Here is a 25,903-nt window from a genome sequence, read left to right as displayed (position 1 = left end):
CTATTCCGTTTACAGTTCGAGAGTCCTCCATGCCGCTATCCGCCACCCTTTGCGACGCTCCGGTTGCCCACAAGGCCGAAGGTTCCGACCCATACGCCTGGCTGCAAGAGCGCGACACCGATGCCGTGCTCGACTATCTCAAGGCTGAAAACAGCTATCAGGAAGCGCAAACCGCCGATCAGGCCGGGCTGCGTGAATCCCTGTTCGAAGAGATCAAGGGCCGGATTCTCGAAACCGACCTGTCCCTGCCCTCCCCGTGGGGACCTTACCTGTATTACACGCGCACCACGGCGGGTGACGAATACGCCCGCCACTACCGCTGCCCGCGCCCGGCCGACGACAGCCTGCAACTCGATGAAAGCCGGGAACAACTGCTGCTTGACCCGAACCTATTGGCCAATGGCGGCTTTTTCTCCCTGGGGGCATTCAGCATCAGCCCGGACCACCAGCGCCTGGCCTACAGCGTCGACTCAACGGGCGATGAGATTTACACGCTGTTCGTGAAGGAATTGTCCGACGGACGCGTCAGCGAACTGGAGTTCCAGGACTGCGACGGCAGCATGACCTGGGCCAACGACAGCCTGACCCTGTTTTTCGGCGAGCTGGACGACACCCATCGTCCGCACAAGCTGTACCGCTATCGCCTCGACGGCACGGCGGCCGAAGAAGTGTTTCATGAGCCGGACGGCCGGTTCTTCATGCACTGCTACCGCTCGAGTTCCGAGCAGCAATTGCTGCTGTCCCTGGGCAGCAAGACCACCAGCGAAGTCTGGGTGCTGGATGCCAACCAGCCGCAGCAAGCCTTTGCCTGCATCGCACCACGGGTCGAGGATCACGAGTACGACGTCGACCACGGCGCGCGCGATGGTCAATGGACCTGGTTCATCCGCAGCAACCGCGACGGCATCAACTTCGCCTTGTACACCGTGGTTGACAGCGGCACGGCACCGAGCGAAGCCGATTGGCAAAACCTGATCCCCCACAGCGACTCCGTGATGATCGACGGCATGAGCCTGAATGCCGGGGCCATGACGCTCAGCCTGCGCGAAGGCGGCTTGCCGATCATCGAAGTGCACCCGCAAGACCTGCCGAGCTACCGGGTGCAACTGCCGGACGCGGCCTACAGCCTGCACGTGCAAAACAGCCTGGAGTTCGTCAGCGAGCGGATTCGGCTGCGCTACGAAGCGTTGAACCGTCCGGCGCAAATCCGCCAGTTGGAATTGAACACGGGCGAACAACAAGTTCTCAAGCAAACCCCGGTGCTCGGCCCGTTCGACGCCGACGCCTATGTCAGCCAGCGCCTGTGGGCCACCGCGCCTGACGGTACGCAGGTGCCGATCAGCCTGGTGGTCAAACGCGAAGCGCTCGGCAAACCGGTGCCGTTGTATCTGTACGGCTACGGCGCCTATGGCGAAAGCCTCGATCCGTGGTTCTCCCACGCCCGCCTGAGCCTGCTTGATCGCGGCATGGCGTTTGCCATCGCACATGTGCGCGGCGGCGGCGAACTGGGCGAAGCCTGGTACCGCGCCGGCAAGCAGGAACACAAACACAACACGTTCAGTGACTTCATCGCCTGCGCCGAACACTTGATCGCCAATGGCTTCACCAGTGCCGCGCAACTGGCGATCAGCGGTGGCAGCGCCGGCGGCCTGCTGATCGGCGCGGTGCTCAACCAGCGTCCGGAGTTGTTCGGCGCGGCGATTGCCGAAGTGCCGTTCGTCGACGTACTCAACACCATGCTCGACCCGGACCTGCCGCTGACCGTCACTGAATACGACGAATGGGGCAACCCTGAAGAACCGGACGTCTATGATCGGATCAAGGCCTACGCCCCGTACGAAAACGTCTCTGCGCAAGCGTATCCGGCGACCCTGGTGATTGCCGGCTACAACGACAGCCGCGTGCAGTACTGGGAAGCGGCCAAGTGGGTGGCCAAATTGCGCGCGACCAAAACCGATACAAACCCCCTGCTGCTCAAGACCGAACTGGGCGCCGGGCACGGCGGGATGAGCGGCCGATATCAGGGATTACGTGACACAGCACTCGAATACGCATTTTTGTTCCGGGTTTTGGGGATCGCCTGAGGAACTTGTCCCGACGAACCGGTCTCAAGACCAGCACTCCGGACCCGATACAACGAAGATCGCCTGGGTGAAATCTGAACCTGGACACAACAAAAAGACCGCACGACATGTCAGAACCGACCTTGCTCAACAATGAAATCCGCGACTGGCTGATGGACTGCGGCCTGTTCAACCAATTGCTGCCAGCGGACTTTGCCGCCGCCTCGGGTTATTTCAGCATCAGCACCATTGCCCAGGGCGAAGAGATTTTCCATGAGGGCGATGCCGGCAGCTTCATGTGCATCATCCACACCGGGCAAGTGGCGGTACAGAAGACCAACGGCGACGGACAACTGGTGACCATCGCGACCCTGCGCAGCGGACGCTCCTTCGGCGAAATGGCGGTGCTTGACGGCGAACGTCGCTCGGCCAGTTGCGTGGCGGCGAGCAACTGTCAGTTGCTCAACCTGGGCAAGGACTCCTTGGAAAAGATGCTCAACGACGCGCCAAAAATCGCCGCCAAGATCATCCGGGCCCTCGCCGTTTCGCTCTCCAAACGCTTGCGCATGGCCGACGGGCAGCTGCTTTTACAGCAAGTCTAACCCCCGGGCGATTTGGTTTTCGGCGGGTTTGGCTCAATCCCGGGCACCGGTTGATCCTTGGTCGGCGGGCTGGGCATCTCGATCGGCACCAATGGCGGACCACCGCTGCCGGGGCCGACTTTCGGCATGGGCGCCGGGCTGATTTGCGGATAAGGCGTGGGCGTCGCGGTACCCGGCGAGCCGGGCAGCGGGACGGGAGTGACGGGAGTGGTTTGCAGCGGTTGGGCCTGCACTGCAGTAATCGAGAGCGCGGCCAGGGTAATGACCGTTAGAATGGTGCGCTTCATCAATGGCTCCGTTGGCCTTGTTGTCATGTGCAGGCTACTCCCAACCACGGGTGTTTGCCCTCCCCGTCTTGCCAATTCTTCTCAAGAGAGCCCTATGAAACGTTTCGTTCTGCTCGACACCGCGCCAATCCCTGAAAATGGCGGAGCCCTGTGCCTGTTCGAGTACGGCGAGGATTTCGTCATCAAGATCCAGGGGGGTGACGGCGGACAGTTGATGAACACGCGCATGCACGGCTCCGAGGATGCGCTGGCCGAAATCCCCTGCCGCAAGGTCGCCGGCCGCCCGAACTCACGGGTGCTGATTGGCGGCCTGGGCATGGGTTTTACCCTGGCCTCGGCGCTCAAGCACCTGGGCAAGACCGCTGAAGTGGTGGTCGCTGAACTGGTGCCCGGCGTGGTCGAATGGAATCGCGGGCCGTTGGGCGAAAAGTCCGGCAACCCGCTGCTCGACCCGCGCACGGTCATCCGCCTGGAAGACGTGGCCAAAGTGCTGCAAGCCGAGCCGCAGGGCTTCGACGCGATCATGCTCGATGTCGACAACGGCCCCGAAGGCCTGACTCAGAGGGCCAACAGTTGGCTGTACTCCGCTGGCGGCTTGAGCGCCTGCGCCAAAGCCCTGCGGCCCAAGGGTGTGCTGGCGGTCTGGTCGGCCAGCGCGGACCGGCAATTTTCCGACAAGCTGAAAAAGGCCGGTTTCAAGGCCGAGGAAGTGCAAGTCTTTGCCCATGGCAACAAGGGCACCCGGCACACCATCTGGATTGCCGAGAAGCTCAAGGGCTAAGCTAAACTTACGTCATAACCGTCATTAGTCTTTTACAAAGGTGAACCCATGAGTTCGTCCACCCCGACCAATACCTCGAAGCTGGATCGCATCCTCGCCGACAACCAGCGCGACAAGGAAATGGGTTACCGCGACAAGGCCCTGAAGATGTACCCGCACGTATGCGGCCGCTGCGCCCGTGAATTCTCCGGCAAGCGCTTGAGCGAACTGACCGTGCACCACCGTGACCATAACCACGACAACAACCCTCAGGATGGTTCGAACTGGGAATTGTTGTGCCTGTATTGCCACGACAATGAGCACTCGCGCTACACCGATCAGCAGTATTTCGGCGAAGGCTCGCTGAGCACGCCGAAAATCGCCAAGGCCACCCATAACCCGTTTGCCGCATTGGCGGGCTTGATGAAAAAAGAAGACTGACCCCCCCCTGCAGGAGCGAGCGTGCTCGCTCCTGCAGGTATCGTGTCAATAACCCGGCAAAATCTGACAGCAGCCGGCGACAACCTGCCGCTAACGGCAAAAAAATTCCCGCCCTTTCCCAAGCTGCAATGTGTCCAGTCCGTTACAAAGCGCCCATCACATGGCCACCACCCCATGATGGCACTGTTCTTGCCGTGTATCAGGTTCAATACATTGAGCGCCAAAAAAGCCCCTGAGCGCTCACGTTGCCTCTGAACCGCGTCATACATGGACAGGCCCGTTTTATGAACGTCACTTCTACCTTCAACAGCGCCGCTATCTTGGCCTACAACAACACGTCCGAGGCGAAGACCCGATCCGTCGCCCCTGACAGCGAGCAGACGGCCAGCAAAACAAGGAATGAAGATTCGCTAAGCCTCTCTAAAACAGCCGCCGATTACAGCGGCTCGATTGCCAACAATGCACCGTTTTTTCCGGTGCGTGCTGGCATGAACGCTGATGCCCTGGTGCTGGGTGTCACCCGACCGGGCGCGGTTTCCAGCTCAGCGGGCAAGACATTCGAAGAAGTGGCCACCGATGCGCGCAAACGCATGGATCAGAAATACGCGCAGATGAACGCCGGCGACAAGCCCTACAGCGGCAGCGTCGAAGACCGCAATGCGCTGATGGGTGACCTGGATCGCCGTTCACTCAATGCCGTCGCGACGAATGAAGGCGGACTGTTTTCGAAGGACGAACAGGAGACGGCCAGAGGGCTGATGCAACAGCAGGCTCGACTGGCTTCTGGCCACTACAGCGGCCCCGATGATCAGAAGAAAAACTGGAAAGACCCTTTCGCCAATGACCCGGTCGGTCGGGCCAAGGCGGCGCTGAACTTCCTCGAAAACATGAGCCCCGAAGAAAAAAACACACCGCAGTGGCTGTCTCAGCACATGACGTTGGCAGACGCATTGAATCAGTATGCAAATGGCAGCAAGGACTCCGCGGACGATGGAAAGAAAACCGGCCACTTCCATAACCTTGCTGAAATTCTCGCCGGCGTCGATAGCGACCCGGGAGCCAGCAAAAACCCGCAGAACGAACAGATCAACAATGCCGGGAATGCCATGATGGACAGGATCAAGGCGCTGACGCCGGCGACACAGTGAGCCTGTCGCCGAATCAGCGGCCCGTCCCCAAACCCCGTATAATCGCGCTTTTTTCCTGAAAGGCGCTTCGCTCGTGGCAGACAAACGGTACAGCTGCATTGGTTTGTATAACCCCAAATCACCGGAGAACGTCGGTTCGGTGATGCGCGCCGCTGGCTGCTACGGTGTGGCGTCGGTGTTCTACACCGGCAAGCGCTATGAGCGTGCCGCCGATTTCGTCACCGACACCAAGCGCGTGCATTACGACATCCCGCTGATCGGCATCGACGACCTGAAAAAAATCCTGCCCCTCAATTGTGTTCCCGTCGCCGTGGAACTGGTTGAAGGCGCCCGCCCGCTGCCCGAATACACCCACCCGGACCGCGCACTGTACATCTTCGGTCCGGAAGACGGCTCGCTGGATAAAGAGATTCGCGACTGGTGCGAAGACGTGGTCTACATCCCGACCACCGGTTGCATGAACCTGGCCGCTACGGTCAACGTTGTGCTTTACGACCGCATGGCCAAGGGGCTCAATACCCGTTCGGGGCCAAAATTCCGCTGAAGCGCCGCACATCCGATGGAACGAGCTGACCGCCCTGGCAGTCAGCTTAACTATCCATTACTGATCCTGCCTGGAGACAGATCATGAGCGAACTCAAACGCGTTGAGCGTATCGAATCCACCCCGTTACAGACGCACACCGAGCAGAATGTGCAGGGCTGGGAGCGCATCGGTTCCCTGGCCGGTGGCGTGGTGATGGTCGGCAAGGGCCTGCGTCGCGGCGGCATCTTCGGCTTGATTCAAGTGGCCATCGGCGGCGTCGCCCTGGCCCGCGGCATCACCGGCCACAGCTCGGCGAAAAGCCTGCTGGAGAAAAGCCGCCAGGACATGGACAACGTGCGAGCGAAGATTCAGCGTGCCGGTGAGGACTTGAGTCGGCTGAAGGCGAATGCCGAAGCAGCGACGAAAACGGCGACCGTGACCGGAAATGACGCCTTGAAGTCGCCGAAAACCGGGGTTTGATCCGAAACAGGCGGTGAGGCTTATGGCCTCTTCGCTGGCAAGCCAGCTCCCACAGTTGATCGGTTTCGCTCACAACCGGTGTGACTGACAAGAATCCGCTGTAGGAGCTGGCTTGCCAGCGAGGGCGGATTTACTGGATCAGCGCGGTATCCAACACTTTGGAAGACTCGCCCAGCACGCTCTCGCTGAGCTGCACGAACGCCTTGGTGTCAACGCTCTCCAACCGCATCGCCCCACGCAATACGTCATCCAGCGACCGCTTGTTGCGTGTCTTCAGGCGAATTTCGCGATCCAGTTCCTGCATCAACACCACCGCTTTTGAAACCTGCGCCGGGCTGACCTGCTCGCCACGCAAGGTCGTGACGTTCTGGCTGTCCTTGCTCAACCGCTCCTGCAGGCTCTGATAACGCTCGTCACTCATACCACCGGCACGGCGTACCAGTTCGATGGCGTAGTACTCGGCAAACCCTTCGCCGATCCATTCACTGCGCTGCGTATCGTTGATCCGTCCGAACACCTGGGCCAATTCACGCACCAAGGCACTGGAGCCGCTCTCGCTGACCAATGGCAAACGGCTGTTCAGGTAGATCGACTCGTGCGCCGCCGAGCCACCGCGCCACATCGGATCGTTGGCGCCGACAATCAGCAGTTTGGTGGGATGACGTGGGTACACGGCTTGCACTTGCGGCCAGACAAACGTCAGCAACGTCAGCACATCCATGCGGCGCATGCCCTGGCCTCGGGGTGAGGCCACGGTGACTTCGGTTTCCCCGAGTCGAGTGCGACGGCTGCCGAGGTGCCCGGCAAGCATCCAGCCAGTAGGCCGGTCGAACCGTCGGGAAACGTTGTCGATGCGGAACTTGTTCTTGCCGATCCGCGGCCAGGCGGTTTCGACGCTTTTCCAACCGCTGGGCAACTCGAACTCGAGGCGTGAAATCAGCTCGATGCCATCCTGTTGATCGAGTTTGGCGGCGGGCACCAGGTCATCGCCTCGCATCAGCGCCCAGGACGGGGTCATGCGCGTATCAAAACTGCCGCTCTTGCGCCCGTGGCTGATGCGTACACGATAGGTCAGGCTGGCCTTGTCAGCCGCGGGGCGCCAAACGCCACGGGCTTGCTTGCCGGGCGTGAGCTGCCATTGGCCGTCGGCCTTGAAATCGCTGTAAAGGCTGCCGTCGCCGAGATCGAAATCCAGATTGCGAACCGCAGAACCCTGGGCCAGGGTCAGTCTCACCTCAGCCTGATCACTTTGGGGCAACAGGCGCACGTGGTAATCCAGATCGACTTTCTTGCCTGCCGCCCACGCTGGCGAGCTCAGGGTCAGTAACCCAATGATCAACGCCCGCCGCCATCGCACAGCCATACAGTCCCCTAGTGTGGCGAGCGAGCCCGCTCGCGCCGGGCTGCGAAACAGCCCCGTTTTTTTGTTATCACTGCCCATGTTCTGAGCGCTACGCACTCAAGCGGGAGCAAGCTCCCTCGCCACGATCAACCGGCACGGAAAATCAGGTGATCTTCCCAATCCTCTTCGGCCACGCTGCCTTCGGCAAGCATGCGCCCGGACTGGGAAATGCGTTCGTGATGCACCGCGTCGCGATCCCCGCACACCAGGTGATGCCACAGCGGCAGGTCCTTGCCTTCGCTGACCAGCCGGTAACCGCAGGTCGGCGGCAGCCATTTGAACTCGTCCGCCTTGCCCGGCGTGAGCTGGATGCAGTCCGGCACGAAGTCACGGCGGTTGGGATAGTCAGTGCACTGGCAGGTTTTCAGGTCCAGCAGTTTGCAGGCGATGCGCGTGTAATAGACGCTATTGTCGTCTTCATCTTCGAGCTTTTGCAGGCAGCACAGGCCGCAGCCGTCGCACAGCGATTCCCATTCCTCGTGATCCAGTTGATCGAGGGTTTTACGTATCCAGAACGGTTCGACTTTGGCGGCCATGGCTCAAGCATCAACATCAGGTGGTGAAAAGGCCGCCAGTCTAGTGCCGCAAGGCCCGTCGGCCAAGCGTTGGCGACTGTCGGTAGAACGCGCTTGTCAGTTTTTGCGCCGCCAAGTAGGGTTTTGCCTCGCCCCACACATTAAAACCTAGCAAGGAATCTGTTGATGAGTGCCAACCCACGCGTAGCCGACTATGCCATCCACCCTCAATTCACCCATCGCTGGTCGCCGCGCGCCTTCACCGGCGAAGCCATTCCCGAAGAAACGCTGCTGAGCTTTTTCGAAGCCGCGCGCTGGGCACCGTCGGCGTACAACTCGCAGCCTTGGCGCTTTCTCTACGCACGCCGGGATACGCCGAACTGGGAGCGTTATCTGGGTCTGCTGAACGAATTCAACCGCAGTTGGGCGCAACATGCCTCGGCTCTGGTGATCGTGGTATCGAAAACCACTTTCGCCGTGCCCGGCGCCACCGAAGAAACCCCGGCCCTGTGGCACACCTTTGACACCGGTGCGGCCTGGGGTCATCTGGCGCTGCAGGCAAGCATCAGCGGCTGGCATACCCACGGCATGGCCGGCTTCGATCAAGCGCTGACGCGCAAAGAGTTGAAGATTCCTGAAGGCTACGCCCTGCACGCCGCCGTGGCGATCGGCAAACTGGGCGACAAGTCGACATTGGCCGACTACCTGCAAGCCCGCGAAGAGCCGAGCCCGCGCCGGCCATTGAGCGAGCTGGCGGCTGAAGGCGACTTCACCCTCTAAGCAATAGCGAAACGCCCTGTGGGAACGAGCTTGCTCCCACAGGTTTTGCCCAATATTCAAGTCCGCGGCGGACTCAATACCCGCGGTTGAAATCCACTTCCCCGCGTAACGCCTCACCGGCCTGATAAGCCCGCAAGTTCTCGACAAACAGCTTCACCATCAACGATGGCGAGGTCGGTGCCGAGCTGTGACCGGTCAGCAGCAAGCCCCAAGCCGTCCAGAAAGGATGACGTTGCGGCAATGGTTCCTGACGGCAGACGTCGATCACGGCGCCCACCAGGTGCCCTTCTTTCAAGGCTTCCACCAGGTCCGCATCGACTACTGCCACACCGCGCCCGACGTTGATGAACAAACCGGTCGGCTTGAACTGTTTGAACAACGCGGCGTTGTAAATATCGTGGGTATTCGGTGTATTGGGCAGCAGATTGACCACGTAATCGACTTTACCGACCAGACGCGGCAAATCGTCGAGCGAGCCGACTTCGACAAACGGCGCCTGCTCGCGGGCCGAACTGGCGATACCGTACAGTTCGACGCCAAAGGGTTGAAGAAACTGCGCCACGGTCTGGCCGATGTCACCGGTGCCGACAATCAATACCTTGCGTCCCGCCAGGCTTTGCCCATGGCGACTGTCCCACTTGCGCTCGACCTGGCTGACCAACCGCGCCAGCACTTCCCGTTCGTGCCCAAGCATGTAGGTGAGTACGTATTCAGCCATGACCTGACCAAAAATCCCCACCGCACGTGTCAGGCGATAGTGCCTTGGCAAACCGTCGGCCAACAGCGGCGTGATGCCGGCCCAGGTCGATTGCAGCCATTGCGGCTGATGGCCTTGACGCAGCAGCGTCGCCAGCAGGTCGGGCTGTCCGAGCCAGACCGGGCAGTCGGCCGCCTGGCGGGCCAGCTCGGCGGAATCACCGCTGGTCAGCACTTCCAGGTCGGGCGCTGCTTCACGCAACAGTTGGGCGTACACAGGGTGGTCGTGTTCAGCAATCAGAACGCGCATGCTTCAACCTTTCAAAAAAACGCTGCAGACGACCGCCGACAGAGTTTCGCTCCCTCGGCATGGCCATCGCCAAAATCATTCCAGTGGGTCACAAAGGCTCTGAACAGAGCCTGTCCGCCGATTACATAGGGTCGTTGCGGCGCAACAACTCTTCCGGCAAGTGCTCGATGTACTCATCCTCGGCCGGCGGCATTTGCAGGTGATAGCCTTGTTTTTCGAGGTTTTCAAGCACAACGGTGATGTCCTCGCGCGACAGTTTGCGCTCCGGGCTCAGCACCAGGTCGAAGGCGTGGAAGGCCTTGCCAAAGGCAGCCATCAAAGGCTCGGGCACACGCTCCAGAGCATCGCTCTTGAGCACATACAGGTACATTTCGTTTCTTTTCGAACTGCGGTAGATGGAGCAAATACGTTTCAAGGCTGTTCTCCGGCGGTGGCCAGGCTGTCGAGCAGCGCCTGGCCCATCAATTCGCGGCGCCAGCCACGCAACGAATCAGGCAATTGGTAGGGACCATTGGGGAAGCCGCTTTTCAGCAGCGCTTCCAGGGTTTTCTTGCGCAGCATCAGTTCCGGCGCGATGTTCAGGCGCTCGGCCTCGGCCTGGCCGATGGCTTTCATTTGCTTGAGCAACACGGCGGCGTCCACCGGCAACGGCTCCGGCACGGCGAGCGGCCATTGATCCGGCGACACACTGCCAGAGCGCTTGATCAGATCAAGCAGAAATTCGCCGTCCTGACGCACGGTACGCGGGTGCATGTCTTCGATTTTCGCCAACGCGCCGAGGTTGTCCGGCTGCGTCCGGGCCAGTGGCCACAGCGAATGCTCGCGGATGATCCGGTTACGCGGCAGGTCACGGGCGCGGGCTTCTTTCTCACGCCAGGCGCAGAGCTCGCGCAGTACGGCAAGTTGGGCGCGGGACAGTTTCCAGGCCAGCTTGGCGTCGCGATAGACCTCGTACGGGTCGATTTCGCGGCGCAGGTTGGCCACCAGTTCGGCACCGTCTTCCAGGACCCAGGCGTATTTGTCGTCGGAAAGCTTCGGCCGAAGCTTCACGAACACTTCGGCCAGGTGCACGGCATCTTCGGCGGCGTAGCTGATCTGGGTTTCGGAAAGCGGACGTTGCAACCAGTCGGAACGGGTCTCGCCCTTGGGCAGGTCGATACCGAGCACTTCCTGCACCAGACGCGAATACCCCATGGAGAAGCCCAGGTTCAGGTAAGCGGCAGCCAGCTGAGTATCGAACAATGGCGTTGGCAGGCTGCCCGTCAGGCGCAGCAGGACCTCGAGGTCTTCGCTGCATGCATGGACGACCTTGACCACCGCCGGGTTCTCCAGCAGTGCGGCCAAGGGCTGCCAGTTGTCGATGGTCAGCGGATCGATCAGGTAAGCACGTACGCCATCGCCCACCTGCAACAGGCCCGCGATGGGATAGAAGGTGTCGACCCGCATGAATTCGGTGTCGAGGGCAACGTATGGCAACTGCTGCCACTCGGTGCAAAACCGACCGAGGCTATCGTTGTCGCGAATCCAGTGAATATCGATGGCCACACGGCTCTCCCTTGAAGAATGGCGCGCAGTATATATCGCGCCCGGCGATTTCCGCGCATCCACTGAACAAGAGCCTTGGCGAAAACACCTGACGGATAGAAAGAATAGTCCGAGAGCGAGGGGCTAGCCGGCCTTGCGCAGTACATAAACCCGCATTGGCGCGAAGCCTGGCAGGAAGTCCTGATGGCTGAGTACGCAGAAACCCGCTTGCTTGAACTCGGCTTCCAGTTCGGTCTTGTTGACCAGCGGACGGGCTGCATGCCCCTCCTCGTCTGAACGTCGCCCCTTGAACCGTCCACTGACCCGTACGGCGACAATCACGGTATCGCGACCGACCCGGTGAAACTCGTGCAGCAGCGCCAAACGATGCTCAGAGCAGGCAATGTGCTGAAACAGATGCATGCAGGAAATGCAGTCGACCGCATTTTCCGACAAGCCGATGTTGAACGCTGAGCTTTGAAAGGTCCTTATCCGCTTCAACAGACTCTGCGGATGGTGGGTCCGGGCATGATCGAGAATGTCCTGGGACGGATCGGAGGCAAGGATCACCCGATTCCCATGCTCGGCCAGCACTCTCCAGAAGCGCCCGACGCCACAGGCCACGTCGAGGATCAGGCCTGGCTCGCCAGCGACCTTGAGCGCATTGCGTACCAATCGCTCTTCACGCCAGAACGCCAGACGCTCGACCAAGCCCTGCGCCCGCGGCTGCAGACAGACGCGGGCGTGTTCCTGATCGTAGCGCCGGGCGAACTCGAGTTCGATGGCGGATGGGGGCTGAGCGGACATGTGCAATGACTCTTGATCGTAGTTTTAGCGGTCGCTATATGAAAAAAAAGGTCCAGTTACTCTTTGGCCAACACTCCGTCTTTCACCGCGCCACGGCATCCGGCAAACATATCCAGCCCCTGGTCATAGGTCTTGCTGTTGACCTGTAGCAGACCCAACATCGAATGGAACAGGTTGTCCTGGCTCAGGGGTTTTTCACGACCCTGTTGCAGGCAATGGGTGTCTACCGAGAACGACTTCTGGTAGCTGTCGGAGAACCAGGCCAGCATCGCAACATGCTTCTGTTGTTCCGGCGCTAACATGTAAGGCGTGCCGTGGAGGAACAAATTGTATTCGCCCAGGGATTCGCCGTGATCCGACAAATAGAGCATTGCGGTATCGACTTTCTGCTGATTGCTGCGCAGCAGATCAATCAAGGTCGACAACACATGGTCGGTATACACCAGCGTGTTGTCATAGCCATTGACGATACTTTCACGGCTGCAGTTGTTCAGTGCATTGCTTTCACAGACGGGTGTGAAGCGTTCGAATTCTTTCGGATAACGCTTGTAGTATTCCGGACCGTGGCTACCCATCTGGTGCAGGACCAATACCGTGTCTTTGCTCAAGGTATCGATGAAGTGCTGCAAACCTTGCAGCAGGATTTCATCCCGGCATTCGCTGTTGGCGCACAACACCGGGTCTTTCAGGTTACTGACGTCATCGAGCGTGACCCGATCGCAAGTACCTTTACAACCGGATTGGTTGTCGCGCCAGATCACATCCAGCCCCGCATGCTTGAGTACGTCCAGCAGGCCCTCTTCATTCTTCGCCTTGCTGGCTTTGTAATCATTGCGCCCCATGTTCGAGAACATGCACGGCACCGAGACTGCGGTTTCAGTCCCGCAGGAATGCACATTGGTAAATGCAATCAGACCCGCTTCTTTATCAAGCTTGGGGGTCGTGTCGCGGTTGTACCCAAGAATGCCGAAGTTCTCCGCCCGGGCACTTTCGCCCACCACCAGAACAGTCAGGGATTTACGGCTGTGGGTTTGCCAGGCCGGATTTCGCTGGGCATCTTCACCGATTTTGACAAAGGGTTGATGGGCGGACACGACCTGCTCACGCAAGTAACCGAACGAAGCACCGATGTAGTTGCTCGGCACCACCATCAGGCGCAACTCATGGTGATTGCGAAACAACGACGACAGGCCTTGATAGTTGACCAGCGCAACACCACCGATAACCGCGACTGACGCCACACTCACCAACACCTTACTGAGCAGTTCGCGGTGCCAGCGGCGGTAGCTGATGGGGGTTTTCCACAAAAGGACCGACGGCAAAACACCCAGCAGCACTATATAAACCAGTAACTTTATCGACAGTAAGTCACGCACTTCCGTGGCATTCGTCTCAGCGAAATTGCGGAACATGCCGGCGTCAATCAAGACACCATACTGACTCATGAAATAAGCGACGCCTGCACTGACCATGAACAGCAGGGTCAGAATCGGCTTAAGGACAGGGCGGAAAGCCAGCAAGGTCAGGATAATATTGAAGGCCGCGAGAATCATCGCCCCGAAGGCAACTCGCATGACGATGCCCTTGCCGTCAGCCGCGGTAATGTCGAACAGGTGCTGCCACAAAACAAAATTGAAGGCGACCAACAAAAAGGCACTGGCTATCAATGTCACCCACTCAGGGCGCACGGCTTTTATCTTCAACATGGGGGGGTCGGCTGTTCCTGAAAAGAAAGGCCTCGGCAAATGAGAAAATGTTCCGTTTGCCGCGACGGCCTGAACTGTAGGCCGTCGACCATCAATTTTTTGTGAAAAAGAAGCCAATTAATGGTTGGCTTCAGGTGACAGACAGAAACTTTCGGACCATTTGAGAACTGTTCAGCTTTCATTCAGCTCTGTTCAGGCCGGGGTCAACCGCCATCGCCTGTCACCTTCGCCGGTCGCGCCGATGAACCGTCGATATCGACGGCCGCTCGCCCCCATTGGTTCAACGTCGCCGCCAGCATTATTTAACTTCTAAATACATCTCCGGACTTTCTGATTTGCGGCCTGCAGATCGCACGCGCCTAATCGGCCCACTGCCAATCAAGGTCCGCTCATGGAAAACGTTCGCTCAAGCTCCCGTCCCGCCCTGTGGCTGATGCTCGGCATCATGTTCATCGCCCTCAATCTGCGCCCCTCCATGGCCGCTGTGGGCCCGCTGTTGACGGCCATTCGCGGCGACATCCCGCTGAGCTTCACGCTGGCGTCGTTGCTGACCATGCTGCCGGTGATGGCCATGGGGCTGGCCATGTTTGTCGGGCTCGGTGTCAGTCAGCGCCTCGGCGAACAACGCACCGTGGTGCTGTCATTGTTGATCATCGGCCTGGCCACGGTGTCGCGTTTGTTCGTCGATTCGGCAGCCGAACTGATTCTCAGCGCGGTACTCGCCGGCATCGGTATCGCGCTGATCCAGGCACTGATGCCGGTGCTGATCAAATCCCGCTTCAGCGACAATGCTGCCTTGTGCATGGGACTCTACGTCACGTCGATCATGGGCGGCGCCGCCCTCGCCGCCTCTTTCGCGCCATTGCTGATGACCCGCACCGGCAGTTGGCGCCTGGGCCTCGCCGGTTGGGCGTTGCTGACCGTGCCAGCACTGCTGTTCTGGTGCGCCCAACGCGCCGGGATGCCGACACAGCCCGCCCGGTCATCGAGCAACAGGTCCTTTTTCAGAAACCCTCGCGCCTGGTTACTCGCCATTTTCTTTGGCCTGGGCACGGCTTCCTACACCTGTGTCCTGGCCTGGCTGGCGCCGTACTACGTAGAAACAGGCTGGAGCGAACAGGACGCCGGTTTACTGCTGGGATTTCTAACGGCCATGGAGGTGTTGTCCGGCCTGCTGACGCCCGCCCTCGCCAGCCGCAGCCGTGACCGACGGTGGGTATTGGGGGTGTTACTGGTGCTGATCATGGCCGGTTTCTGCGGGCTGATACTCAGTCCGCATCACTTGAGCCTTCTGTGGCCGTGTCTGCTGGGGCTGGGTATTGGCGGATTGTTTCCGATGAGCCTGATCGTGTCGCTGGATCATCTGGATGATCCTCGGCGCGCCGGTAGCCTGACTGCGTTCGTGCAAGGCATCGGTTATTTGATCGCCGGGCTCTCGCCGCTGGTGGCCGGGATGATTCGAGATCAGTTCGCAGGCTTCGACTGGGCCTGGTGGACGCTCACCGCCGTCATGGCGCTGATGCTGCTGATGGTCTGGCGCTTCAATCCACTGCACTACAGTCGACACTTTGATTGACTCAGAGGCCACCATGAAACACACCGGATTCGCTGCTGCTCACGCTGGCATGCTGCTTTGGGCGGTGTTGATCGCCGCGTCGTTTTCCGCTGCGGCGCAGGTCAGCCAGGCCATAGACCCGATCCTGCTCACCGGTTTGCGCCTGTTGTTTTGTGCACTGGCATTTCTCCCCCTGCTGCTGTTCAAGGGCGATAGCGTGATGACCGCTCGCGGGTTGTTTGGCCACTGCGTACTCGGCTTGTTGCTGGCGGTGTATTTCGGTTCGCTGTTCGAGGCGCTGCGTTATACCTCGGCCGTCAACACCGGAACGATGTTTACCCTGGTGCCGCTGCTGACCTTGGGTTTCGAGGCAATGCTCATGCCCGACAGCCACTTCAAACAACGACTGTGGCCAATGCTGATCGCCGCTTCCGGCGCCGCGCTCCTGGTGATGAAAGGCACTGGCCCCGGCGAGTTGCCTTCGCCGTACGCGCTGTCGGTGTATGGCGTCGGTTGCCTGGCAATGGCGCTCTACTCGCCCCTCAGCCAGCGACTCAAAACCCGTAGCCTCAAGGGGCGCGGCCCCGTGGCCATGACTTTCTGGAACATGCTGTTCGGCGCGCTGTTCCTGTTGACGTTCTGTGGGTTCAGCGGCGGCTGGCGTTCAACGTCATTGCTGACGACGACGGATGTCTACTGGCTGATGTACCTGGCACTGTTTGCCACCCTGGCGACATTCTGGTTATTGCATCGAGCCATTGGCGTGATCGCTCCGTCCTCGGTCATTGCCTACATTTATCTGAGCACACTGTTCATTACCCTGTTTCACTGGCTCTGGGGGCGTCAGTCACCGTTGCCCCTGGAAACACTGGGCGCAGTGATGGTCGGGGCAGGCATGCTTGCCTTATTAAGGTCCAGCCGACGCACGACACCTGTAAGCGCTGGCCGTTGAATACTTGCCGGACGTTCTCCTTGCTCTTTCGTTGCGCTAGGATCGCTCGCACAGGTTTGCGCACCCGCAGCGCCCGACGAGCCGCGAGAGACAAGGAATGCTCAACAGTAACGTGCTAAGAAAGCTCGACATGCAGGACCTCATGGTGTTCGTCGCCGTATACGAGCAGAACAGCGTCACCGGGGTGTCCGAGGCGTTGTGTGTCAGCCAGTCCACTGTCAGCTATTGCCTGAAAAAACTGCGCGCCGGGTTCGCCGACGAGCTGTTCATCAATACCCGAAGCGGCATGCGTCCCACATTCAAGGCCAGCCACATGTACCCTCATGTGCTGAAGATCCTCGAAAGCATCAATCTGTGTCACGCCGGGGCACCCGCGTTCAATCCAGCCTTGCAACCGGCGACCTTCAACATTTGCGCACCGGAGTATTTCGAGCAGTTGATCCTGCCGCGCCTGTTGAAGAACTTCGCTTTCGCCGACCTTCCGGTGATGATCAACATGCACAAGTTCGAGACCGATATCCCGGCCGAGGCACTGCGCGATGGCAGCCTTGATCTGGTGATTGGTTTCGGCCCGAACTTTCATCGCAGCCACGGCGACTTGAATGCGCGCACGCTACTGGAAGATGATCTGGTCTGCGTCTTCGACGCCTGCGCCACACCAGTGGAACCGCGCTTGAGCCTGCAAGCGTTCGTCCAGCGTCGCCATGTGTTCCCGACACCATGGACGTCCACCACCAATATGGTCGATGGCTGGCTGGCACAGCAGGCGCGGAAACGACACATTGTGGCGCGGGCCAATAGCTACAGCGCGGCACTGAAAATGATCACAGGCACTGACCTCATCCTGACTTTGCCCCGGCGCATCCAGCGACTGCTGGCCGATGAAGCAGCCTTCAATCACCGTGAAGCGCCGGAGGGTCTACCGGGCTTCACGCTCGACATGCAGTGGAGTCAAAGGGTCGATCAGGACAGCGCCAACGCCTGGTTGCGCGAACAAGTGATCAGGGCCTGCACCGATCCGCAAGGGGCCTGAAACTCAGACGCCAATGGCGGTCTTCGCGTAGGACTCGCGGTCGATGTCGAGGATTTCCACACATAACTGGACTTCAACGCCCGTCGGCCATTCGCACAGATCTTTCACGACGGCGAGCAGGCTTTCGGACAGTTGCTGCTTGATCTGCGGCGAGCGCCCGCTCAGCAGTGCCAGCTTCACATGCACGAACGCCCGCTCGGCCATGACAGTACCGACCTTGAATGTCTCGACCTTCACCGCGCGACTCTTGATGTCGAACTCGGCCCCGAACTGACCGGACGCCACCAGCGCATTGTTAAGCCGAATCAATGCCACATCGGCGTTCAGCTCGGGCAGGTTGGCGGTGTATTCCAGGTGCAGATGAGGCATGACGTTACTCCTGTAGGTCGGCGCAAAGGACTTAGATATAACACAGAGCTGCCTTGCTCACTGCGGTAGCGACAACAAATTGCGTTCGCCCATGAACGACTCCAGGCGCGAGCGCAACCAGCGTTCGGCGGGGTCGGTGTCGGCATGACTGAGCCAAACCATGGACAGCTCCAGGGTCGGGGTGTTGAACGGAAAGGGTTCCATGAACAACTGCCCGGTCGCTGCCATGGCCTGCGCTGCGTAATCGGGCAGGCTGGTAATCAGATCGGTCCCGGCGAGCAATGCAGGCAAGGAGCTGTACTGCGGCACCGAAAGCACCACTTGGCGCGTGCGACCGATTTGCGCCAGCCACTCATCGGCGAAGCCACTGACGTTGGCGACGGGGGACACCAGCACATGGGGACGCGAGCAGTATTCATCGAGGGTCAGAGGCGTATCGGAGGCATCGGCACGCAACACGCAGGGTTGAATGTGCCGCAGCAACTTGCGTTTGGCATTGGCCGGCAGGCCACGCGTCTGAGTGATACCGACCGTGACATCGCCGGACGCCAGCAAATCGGGAATTCGCCAGGAATCGACATTCTGCACCACGAACACCACTTTCGGCGCTTCCTGGCGCAAGGCGCGCAGAAGCGACGGCAGCAGACCGAACTCGACATCGTCCGACATGCCGATCCGAAAGGTCATGGTGCTGCTACCGGGGTCAAAATCGTGGGTCAGACTCAACGCCACCGACAACGAATCCAGCGCTGGCGACAGGTATCGAAAGATCTCTTCAGCCCGCGCGGTCGGTTCCATGCGATGGCCGACACGAATGAACAACGGATCGTTGAACATCGCACGCAAGCGGTTGAGCGCCGAACTGATGGTTGGCTGGCCGAGAAACAGCTTCTTCGCCACCTTGGTGACGTTGCGTTCGATCATCAGCGTTTCAAACACCACCATCAGATTGATGTCGGCCTTGCGTAGTTCGTTGCGATTCATCCATTGCCCCTGCGCCCATACACTGTCGACAGTTTAGGGAGATGTCACAATCGGCGTCTATGCGACTAGAGAGAATCACCTGACTACTTGCGTTAAATGTAAAGGCCTTCACGGTTTTGTCTTACAGTCCGGGGTTAAATCGCCCGGCTGAAACGAAGCTGCCCTGCATGGGCAGCTTCATATTTGACGCCTAGATCTCCTTGACCGGCGTCTGTTCGCATGTGCCTTTGATCAAACCGATGGCATGCAGACAATCCGACTTGTTGATGTAAGCCTCCCCGCTGGCAATCGTTTCATGATTACCCGCCTTCAAACGCCAGCGCCATTGGCCTTTGCCAGTCAGAACGGTGCCACGGGTTTGCCTGTAAATCTCAAAATACATACTCGCTCCTTGCGGTTATTTATGACGACAGGAAACTGACCTGCGCCGACAGAGTAGAGGAGCGATCCGGGATATAAAGGCAAACAAAAGCCAGTAAATATTGCGAAGAAACGTGTGACCTTCTATCGGTAAAAATCACACGGATGCGGGGAATAACAACGACCAGGCTCGGTAAACTTTCAGACGTCTAAATGGCTTATTCATACAGAAAAACAGCGACCCTGCCCAGGCACCCACTTCTCTGTCAGTTTTCAACCATCACTTCGAAGGAGTACCTGTTTTTGCCCGCACTCTTTGCTTTATACATTGCATGATCGGCATGCTGGATCAGAGTCCCAATGTCGTTGCCATCGCGTGGAAACATGCTCACGCCCATGCTGGCATGGACGTTCACCCCTTTTCCATCGATCAAAAGCGGCAGCTGAAAGCAGACATGCAGCTTTTCCAGTAACGCGACTATTTTCCGAGGATCCTGGACATCCTCAAAGAACATCACGAATTCGTCTCCTCCCAAGCGTGCGACGTTGTCGCGGGCCTCACTGACTGAACCGAGCAGCTTGGCCACCGCCTGCAGGACCTGGTCGCCAAAGCGGTGACCCCACTGATCATTCACCTCCTTGAAATGATCCAGATCGACAAACAGCAAAGCCATTTTCTGACCGCTCTGTCGCGCACTGATCAAGGCCTGTTCCAGACGTTCGAAGCACATCCGCCGATTGGGCAGCCCCGTCAGCGAATCATGGCGGGCCAGGTGTTCGAACGCGGCGCGGCTGTGGGTGAGGTCCTCGAGCTGGGTGAGAATTTCCTGTTTCATCGCACGGAAACTGCGCGCCAATACACCCAACTCGTCTTGTCGAGGCGGCAGCTCGCTGATCTTCCGTTCCCGGGAAAACAACTCGACCGCTTCGGTCATGTTGCGCAGCGGTCGAATCAGCGCCCGGGACACAATGAACGCTACCAGCAGTGCCAGCAGACTGAAAAACACGGCAATTTGAGCGATATAGCCACCGGCACGCGAGGCTTGCGCCAGCACATGACTCTGCAGTTGCCCCAGGCCTAGAATAATAAAAGGCTCAGATGTTTTGCTGTTGTTGGCAAGCCGCACAAAAGCCGCAACCAAACCATCTTGTTGATTTTGTTCGACACTACGACTGATCAAGCTATTGGGTCCGCTCGTATCGAGAAGCCGGGACACTTCAGAAAACTCATCTTGCAGAAACAGCCGGCGGCCCTGGTCGAAACCGAACGTCCGCCGATGATCGGGATGAATCAATAAATCGCCCCAACGATTACTGAGATACACCTGATATTCATCCGGCAAATCGCTTTGCAGTTGGCTGAACAGCTGGTCGAGATCGACATTGATGACCAGCAGTGCGAACACTTTCCCGTCGGCGTCCGCCACAGGCGTCGAAACGTGCAACGTCGGTTTGCCCAACCCGGAATGCGCGCCTTGCTCGCGATTGATGACAATAGGCGAAATGCGTACATCGCCCGGAGCCAACTTCAACGCCTCGAACACATAGGCAAAATGCCCCTTCTCTTGCAGATCGGCACCACTGACCCTGACGATATGATTGCCGTCCCGATCCTGGCGAACCCATTCCAGTCCATGGTCGGAGGCGCTGATCAAACGAATCTGCATGTAGTCAGGATGCGCCAGCAGCATCGCGCGGAACAAGGCGGCCAGATCATCCTGCACGTGACTACGTTGCGCGGGGTCGTTGATACTCGCCAACTGGCGAACCTGCGGACCATGAGTCAACACAGCGGCATCCAGAGAGATATTGTGCAAACTGCTCTGAAGATTACGCCCGAGCACTTGAACCGCGGTTTGCAAATCGCGCTCGGCTGCCTGAAGCAGTAACTCGCGACTGCTGTTATAGATGTAGTACCCCGCGAGAGCCGTGGGCAACATGCCAAAAACAGCCATCAAGCAGCCAAGTTTAAAGGCGATGCCGAACCTCATCGCAGCTCCAACGGCGGACGTTCGCCCGACACGATACGTTGCCAAAGCTCGGCGCGGCGTTTGTCGTCCTCAACGGGACGCAGCCAGATCAAGGTGTGTGTGGAACCGCCCTCGTTCGGCTCCTGCAGTGTATTTGGGAGCCCCTGACGTTCAGTGAGGAGGATGCTGACCTCAGGTTCGAGCATGTAATTGATCCAGACGCTGGCCAGTACCGGATCGCGCGCACCACGACTGATTGCCCAGCAGTCGAGCCAGGCCAGCGCGCCTTCACGCGGGATCGCATAACCCACATCGATCCCCGCGTCTCGTAGCTGCTTGAGTTGCTGACGCCCGTAGTTGGCAAACAAAAGTGCCACGTTATGCGAACGAAAAAGCTCGGCAGCCTCCTCCGGTAGCGAATAGAACGTCAGGACATTGCGGCGCAGAGCAACCAAATGCTCGGACACACGGGCAAAATCGGCAGCCTTTATCCGAAACGGATCGCCGCCCAAAGACAGGCTGGCCAGGGAAAAATTATGGTTGCTTGTATTGAATGCCAGCACACTGCCCTGAAACTTCGGGTCCCACATGCTGGTGATCGAGTCGGGTGGCTGACTGAACTGCTTTCGATCATAGATCAGTCCCATGTCTGACCAGACATAGGGAATGGCGTAGATGCGACCGTCGACCACTACATCGGGGATTCTTGAATAATCGCGAAACCGCGGGAGCTGACGAGAAGTATTGGCAATCCGCTCCGGGCGAAGCGGTTGAAGTAAGCCTTGGTCGGCGTAGTAGTGGACCTCCGCCGTATTGGCAGCAATCACATCGAAATCACCGCCCCGGTTTTCCATCATCTTGCTTCGAAGCACTTCATCGCTACCCACCATGGTGACTTCGACTTTAACGCCATGGCGTTTTTCGAAGGCAGCAACGATGTCACCGTCGGCATACCCAGGCCAGGCAAGCACACGCAACGTTGGCGTATCAGCCTTGACCTGCAGTGATAGCAAAAAGATGAAAGGTATTACCCACAATGGGCACCGGTAACTCATGAAGACTGCCCAGAAGATGCAATATGGCCACTATACATAGGGCAATGTGCCGATGCTTGGCAACCTATTCGAACAGGCCGCGCCTTCGGTCGGAAACGCCGGGCTGATCACGACTGCCTATTGAGCTTGAAACCGGATCGCAACCTGTAAGCGCCCCTCAGGAACGCTCCTGCCCAGTTGCGCCTCAGATGCTGAACAATGACCCGCTTACGGCGGATTCACCCACACATTGCGCTCATGCCGGGCACACAGCAAAAAAAAACCGCCTCCTTGTGAGAGGCGGGATTTCTTGGCTTTCACCTACATCCCTCACCGAGTCGTGGTGGAGTTGGAATGGTTAAGCCAAACCGGTGATACCCAGACTATGGATATCGGTGACTCCTGCGACACCTACTAGACCGGCGAGTTTAATCACTGTGTCGCTAGGGTCATACATGCCGGCATATTCGTGAGCATTGACGTAGACGTAGGTATTGCTGTCGTACTGAAACACGTACGTGGCGTTGTGGTTTCCGCTAAAACTAGCAAGAAATTCGATAACCAATGCAACCTCGGATTCGCCCATTCCAGATTGAGCACCAAGGTCAGAAACCGCATCAAAAACAACAGAAGAGAATACAGATACTCCGATACTTGCTGTATCACCCGCGACAAGATGAGGACCGTCCCAACGGATCGTATCGGTTGTCGCACGGTAGTCGGTGATGGTGTCCATTGAATACAGGGTTGAGTCGCTGGGAGCGAATACGAACGTATCGTTACCACCACCGCCAGTCAGAGTATCGGCACCAGCACCACCAGTTATGGTGTCGTCGTAAGCCGAACCGATCACCGTCTGGTTACCATTACTCCCTGTCAGTGTCACACCGGTGTTGCCGGTGAAGCCCGTTGTGAAGTTCTGGCCATTTGCAGCCAGGATGGTGTCGCTGATGCTGTAGGTGTGCCCATTGAGATTAAAGCCATTCAATGCAATCAAGCCCTGTGCATCGCCGACGCCAAGGCCAATTGCATTCCCAGACAGCTTGTTGGCCACTTCGCCGCTAAAGGTGCTGTTCAGCAGGTTGGTCGCGGTGTCGACCAGGGTGACGCTTTTACCGTTGAGGTTAAAACCGGTCAACGCCGCCAAGTGGCTCGCGGTAACGGCGTCGACTTCAGCATCGGCCGACAACTTATTGGCCACTTCACCGCTGAAGGTGCTGTTCAGCAGGTTGGTCGCGGTGTCGGCCAGGGTGATGGTCTTGCCATTGGCGTTGTAACCGGTCAGGCCGACCAAGGCCATGGCATTCAGATTGGACAGTTCGGCATTGGCCGACAGCTTGTTGGCCACTTCGCCGCTGAAGGTGCTGTTCAACAGGTTGGTCGCGGTGTCGACCAGGGTAATGCTCTTGCCATTGGCGCTATAACCGGTCAGGCCGACCAAGGCCATGGCATTCAGATCGGACAGCTCGGCATCGGCCGACAGCTTGTTGGCCACTTCGCCGCTGAAGGTGCTGTTCAGCAGGTTGGTCGCGGTGTCGACCAGGGTGATGCTTTTACCGTTCAGGTCAAAACCGGTCAACGCCGCCAATTGGCTCGCGGTAACGGTGTCGACTTCGGCATCGGCCGACAACTTATTGGCCGCTTCACCGCTAAAGGTGCTGTTCAGCAGGTTGGTCGCGGTGTCGACCAGGGTGATGCTCTTGCCATTGGCGTTGTAACCGGTCAGGCCGGCCAATGCCATGGCATTCAGATTGGACAGTTCGGCATCGGCCGACAGCTTGTTGGCCACTTCGCCGCTGAAGGTGCTGTTCAACAGGTTGGTCGCGGTGTCGACCAGGGTGATGCTCTTGCCATTGGCGTTGTAACCGGTCAGGCCGACCAAGGCCATGGCATTCAGATTGGACAGCTCGGCATCGGCCGACAGCTTGTTGGCCACTTCACCGCTGAAGGTGCTGTTCAACAGGTTGGTCGCGGTGTCGACCAGGGTGATGCTCTTGCCATTGGCGTTGTAACCGGTCAGGCCGACCAAGGCCATGGCATTCAGATCGGACAGCTCGGCATCGGCCGACAGTTTGTTGGTCACTTCGCCGCTGAAGGTGCTGTTCAGCAGGTTGGTCGCGGTGTCGACCAAGGTGATGCTTTTACCGTTCAGGTCAAAACCGGTCAACGCCGCCAATTGGCTCGCGGTAATGGCGTCGACTTCAGCATCGGCCGATAACTTATTGGCCGCTTCACCGCTAAAGGTACTGTTCAGCAGGTTGGTCGCGGTGTCGACCAGGGTGATGCTCTTGCCATTGGCGTTGTAACCGGTCAGGCCGATCAAGGCCATGGCATTCAGATTGGACAGCTCGGCATCGGCCGACAGCTTGTTGGCCACTTCACCGCTGAAGGTGCTGTTCAACAGGTTGGTCGCGGTGTCGACCAGGGTGATGCTCTTGCCATTGGCGTTGTAACCGGTCAGGCCGACCAAGGCCATGGCATTCAGATTGGACAGCTCGGCATCGGCCGACAGTTTATTGGCCACTTCGCCGCTGAAGGTGCTGTTCAACAGGTTGGTCGCGGTGTCGACCAGGGTGACGCTTTTACCGTTGAGGTCAAAACCGGTCAACGCCGCCAAGTGGCTCGCGGTAACGGCGTCGATTTCGGCATCGGCCGACAACTTATTGGCCACTTCACCGCTAAAGGTACTGTTCAGCAGGTTGGTCGCGGTGTCGACCAGGGTGATGCTTTTACCGTTCAGGTCAAAACCAGTCAACGCCGCCAATTGGCTCGCGGTAACGGTGTCGACTTCGGCATCGGCCGACAACTTATTGGCCACTTCGCCGCTGAAGGTGCTGTTCAACAGGTTGGTCGCGGTGTCGACCAGGGTGATGGTATTGCCATTGGCGTTGTAACCGGTCAGGCCGACCAAGGCCATGGCATTCAGATTGGACAGCTCGGCATCGGCCGACAGCTTGTTGGCCACTTCGCCGCTGAAGGTGCTGTTCAGCAGGTTGGTCGCGGTGTCGACCAGGGTGATGCTCTTGCCATTGGCGTTGTAACCGGTCAGGCCGACCAAGGCCATGGCATTCAGATTGGACAGCTCGGCATCGGCCGACAGCTTGTTGGCCACTTCGCCGCTGAAAGTGCTGTTCAACAGGTTGGTCGCGGTGTCGACCAGGGTGACGCTTTTACCGTTGAGGCCAAACCCGGTCAACGCCGCCAATTGGCTCGCGGTAACGGTGTCGATTTCGGCATCGGCCGACAACTTATTGGCCACTTCACCGCTAAAGGTACTGTTCAGCAGGTTGGTCGCGGTGTCGACCAGGGTGATGCTCTTGCCATTGGCGCTGTAACCCGCCAGGGCCGTCAGCTTCATGGCATTGGCATTGCTCAGTTCGGCATTAGCGGACAACTTGATAGTTGCCGCTCCCGCGAGGCTCTCGATTGTTGCAATTGAGACTTTTGTCGCTGCTGTAACACCACCACGAACGAATGTTGCTTCACCATTCGCCGAGACTGAAAAAGTGATATCGCCAGTTGCCGTACCTGCAAATGTAACAACCCCGTCAACGTCACTAACAGTAAAGGTCGCACCACCCGTACTGCCACCTGGAGTGG

Annotated in this window: 25 protein-coding genes; 11 read left to right on the top strand and 14 right to left on the bottom strand. The window is 58.6% G+C overall.

Annotated features, from left to right (window positions below; translation table 11 throughout):
- The first annotated feature begins 29 nt into the window (after positions 1-29).
- Together BLV61_RS23410 and BLV61_RS23405 are read left to right on the top strand one after the other, a co-directional pair.
- Positions 30-2,084 (top strand): S9 family peptidase, encoded by a 2,055-nt coding sequence (locus tag BLV61_RS23410; protein WP_090467712.1) that lies wholly within the window; start codon positions 30-32, stop codon positions 2,082-2,084.
- Positions 2,085-2,191: 107 nt separating this feature from the next.
- Positions 2,192-2,665: a cyclic nucleotide-binding domain-containing protein gene (locus BLV61_RS23405; protein WP_047526864.1), complete on the top strand. Its 474-nt coding sequence runs from the start codon at positions 2,192-2,194 to the stop codon at positions 2,663-2,665.
- Here the strand turns inward: BLV61_RS23405 and BLV61_RS23400 are convergent.
- Positions 2,662-2,952: a hypothetical protein gene (locus tag BLV61_RS23400; RefSeq protein WP_090467710.1), complete on the bottom strand. Its 291-nt coding sequence runs from the start codon at positions 2,950-2,952 to the stop codon at positions 2,662-2,664. The genes BLV61_RS23405 and BLV61_RS23400 overlap by 4 nt on opposite strands.
- Positions 2,953-3,046: 94 nt before the next feature.
- Between BLV61_RS23400 and BLV61_RS23395 the strand changes: the two genes are divergently transcribed.
- From BLV61_RS23395 to BLV61_RS23375, 5 genes are all read left to right on the top strand, one after another.
- On the top strand, positions 3,047-3,733 hold the full coding sequence (locus BLV61_RS23395; RefSeq protein WP_047526860.1) for a spermidine synthase: 687 nt from the start codon (positions 3,047-3,049) through the stop codon (positions 3,731-3,733).
- A 48-nt stretch (positions 3,734-3,781) separates the two neighbouring features.
- On the top strand, positions 3,782-4,153 hold the full coding sequence (locus BLV61_RS23390) for a YajD family HNH nuclease (RefSeq protein WP_007944009.1): 372 nt from the start codon (positions 3,782-3,784) through the stop codon (positions 4,151-4,153).
- Between the two features lie 284 nt (positions 4,154-4,437).
- On the top strand, positions 4,438-5,301 hold the full coding sequence (locus BLV61_RS23385; protein WP_090467708.1) for a hypothetical protein: 864 nt from the start codon (positions 4,438-4,440) through the stop codon (positions 5,299-5,301).
- 73 nt (positions 5,302-5,374) lie between these two features.
- Positions 5,375-5,845: an RNA methyltransferase gene (locus tag BLV61_RS23380; RefSeq protein WP_007911337.1), complete on the top strand. Its 471-nt coding sequence runs from the start codon at positions 5,375-5,377 to the stop codon at positions 5,843-5,845.
- An 83-nt stretch (positions 5,846-5,928) separates the two neighbouring features.
- Complete coding sequence (locus tag BLV61_RS23375; protein ID WP_090467707.1) at positions 5,929-6,306, top strand: YgaP family membrane protein; 378 nt, start codon at positions 5,929-5,931, stop codon at positions 6,304-6,306.
- A gap of 130 nt (positions 6,307-6,436) precedes the next feature.
- Here BLV61_RS23375 and BLV61_RS23370 read toward each other — a convergent pair whose 3' ends face one another.
- Entirely contained in the window at positions 6,437-7,669 is a 1,233-nt protein-coding gene (locus BLV61_RS23370; RefSeq protein ID WP_090467705.1) for a hypothetical protein, read from the bottom strand.
- Between the two features lie 125 nt (positions 7,670-7,794).
- On the bottom strand, positions 7,795-8,244 hold the full coding sequence (locus BLV61_RS23365; protein ID WP_047526821.1) for a YcgN family cysteine cluster protein: 450 nt from the start codon (positions 8,242-8,244) through the stop codon (positions 7,795-7,797).
- Between the two features lie 165 nt (positions 8,245-8,409).
- On the opposite strand from BLV61_RS23365, the gene BLV61_RS23360 reads away from it, so the two are divergent.
- The gene (locus BLV61_RS23360) at positions 8,410-9,003 is read left to right on the top strand and encodes a nitroreductase family protein (protein WP_047526820.1); all 594 of its coding nucleotides are present in this window, start codon (positions 8,410-8,412) and stop codon (positions 9,001-9,003) included.
- Between the two features lie 73 nt (positions 9,004-9,076).
- Here BLV61_RS23360 and BLV61_RS23355 read toward each other — a convergent pair whose 3' ends face one another.
- The 5 genes from BLV61_RS23355 to BLV61_RS23335 all read right to left on the bottom strand — a co-directional run bounded on the left by BLV61_RS23355 (position 9,077) and on the right by BLV61_RS23335 (position 14,046).
- Positions 9,077-10,009, bottom strand: coding sequence for a D-2-hydroxyacid dehydrogenase (locus BLV61_RS23355; protein WP_090467704.1), 933 nt, complete (start codon positions 10,007-10,009; stop codon positions 9,077-9,079).
- A 121-nt stretch (positions 10,010-10,130) separates the two neighbouring features.
- Entirely contained in the window at positions 10,131-10,424 is a 294-nt protein-coding gene (locus tag BLV61_RS23350) for a YcgL domain-containing protein (protein WP_090467702.1), read from the bottom strand.
- The gene (gene rnd, locus BLV61_RS23345) at positions 10,421-11,554 is read right to left on the bottom strand and encodes a ribonuclease D (protein ID WP_047526816.1); all 1,134 of its coding nucleotides are present in this window, start codon (positions 11,552-11,554) and stop codon (positions 10,421-10,423) included. The genes BLV61_RS23350 and rnd overlap by 4 nt, the downstream gene beginning before the upstream one ends.
- A 123-nt stretch (positions 11,555-11,677) precedes the next feature.
- On the bottom strand, positions 11,678-12,340 hold the full coding sequence (locus BLV61_RS23340; RefSeq protein WP_047526815.1) for a class I SAM-dependent methyltransferase: 663 nt from the start codon (positions 12,338-12,340) through the stop codon (positions 11,678-11,680).
- 56 nt (positions 12,341-12,396) lie between these two features.
- On the bottom strand, positions 12,397-14,046 hold the full coding sequence (locus BLV61_RS23335; protein WP_090467699.1) for a phosphoethanolamine transferase: 1,650 nt from the start codon (positions 14,044-14,046) through the stop codon (positions 12,397-12,399).
- 391 nt (positions 14,047-14,437) lie between these two features.
- On the opposite strand from BLV61_RS23335, the gene BLV61_RS23330 reads away from it, so the two are divergent.
- The 3 genes from BLV61_RS23330 to BLV61_RS23320 all read left to right on the top strand — a co-directional run bounded on the left by BLV61_RS23330 (position 14,438) and on the right by BLV61_RS23320 (position 17,586).
- On the top strand, positions 14,438-15,622 hold the full coding sequence (locus BLV61_RS23330) for a cyanate transporter (RefSeq protein ID WP_090467697.1): 1,185 nt from the start codon (positions 14,438-14,440) through the stop codon (positions 15,620-15,622).
- A gap of 13 nt (positions 15,623-15,635) precedes the next feature.
- Positions 15,636-16,553 (top strand): DMT family transporter, encoded by a 918-nt coding sequence (locus BLV61_RS23325; RefSeq protein WP_090467695.1) that lies wholly within the window; start codon positions 15,636-15,638, stop codon positions 16,551-16,553.
- Positions 16,554-16,650: 97 nt separating this feature from the next.
- Complete coding sequence (locus BLV61_RS23320) at positions 16,651-17,586, top strand: LysR family transcriptional regulator (protein ID WP_090467693.1); 936 nt, start codon at positions 16,651-16,653, stop codon at positions 17,584-17,586.
- 3 nt (positions 17,587-17,589) lie between these two features.
- On the opposite strand, the gene BLV61_RS23315 is transcribed toward BLV61_RS23320, so the two are convergent.
- The 6 genes from BLV61_RS23315 to BLV61_RS23290 all read right to left on the bottom strand — a co-directional run bounded on the left by BLV61_RS23315 (position 17,590) and on the right by BLV61_RS23290 (position 25,697).
- Positions 17,590-17,955 (bottom strand): 5-carboxymethyl-2-hydroxymuconate Delta-isomerase, encoded by a 366-nt coding sequence (locus BLV61_RS23315; protein WP_090467691.1) that lies wholly within the window; start codon positions 17,953-17,955, stop codon positions 17,590-17,592.
- A gap of 57 nt (positions 17,956-18,012) precedes the next feature.
- Positions 18,013-18,939 carry a LysR family transcriptional regulator gene (locus tag BLV61_RS23310; protein WP_090467689.1) on the bottom strand — a complete coding sequence of 309 codons (927 nt, stop codon included), beginning with the start codon at positions 18,937-18,939 and terminating at the stop codon, positions 18,013-18,015.
- Between the two features lie 190 nt (positions 18,940-19,129).
- Entirely contained in the window at positions 19,130-19,321 is a 192-nt protein-coding gene (locus BLV61_RS23305; protein WP_047526802.1) for a YegP family protein, read from the bottom strand.
- A 244-nt stretch (positions 19,322-19,565) separates the two neighbouring features.
- Positions 19,566-21,290, bottom strand: a complete 1,725-nt coding sequence (locus BLV61_RS23300) for a diguanylate cyclase domain-containing protein (RefSeq protein ID WP_047526800.1) — start codon at positions 21,288-21,290, stop codon at positions 19,566-19,568.
- Positions 21,287-22,324 (bottom strand): extracellular solute-binding protein, encoded by a 1,038-nt coding sequence (locus tag BLV61_RS23295; RefSeq protein WP_090467687.1) that lies wholly within the window; start codon positions 22,322-22,324, stop codon positions 21,287-21,289. The genes BLV61_RS23300 and BLV61_RS23295 overlap by 4 nt, the downstream gene beginning before the upstream one ends.
- A 337-nt stretch (positions 22,325-22,661) precedes the next feature.
- Positions 22,662-25,697, bottom strand: coding sequence for a beta strand repeat-containing protein (locus tag BLV61_RS23290; protein ID WP_244159916.1), 3,036 nt, complete (start codon positions 25,695-25,697; stop codon positions 22,662-22,664).
- Positions 25,698-25,903: the final 206 nt, after the last annotated feature.

Source organism: Pseudomonas mohnii (genome assembly GCF_900105115.1).
GTDB classification, from domain to species: domain Bacteria; phylum Pseudomonadota; class Gammaproteobacteria; order Pseudomonadales; family Pseudomonadaceae; genus Aquipseudomonas; species Aquipseudomonas mohnii.
The sequence above is the reverse complement of the archived record's forward strand: the minus strand, read 5'-3'. Positions and strand labels throughout refer to the sequence as shown.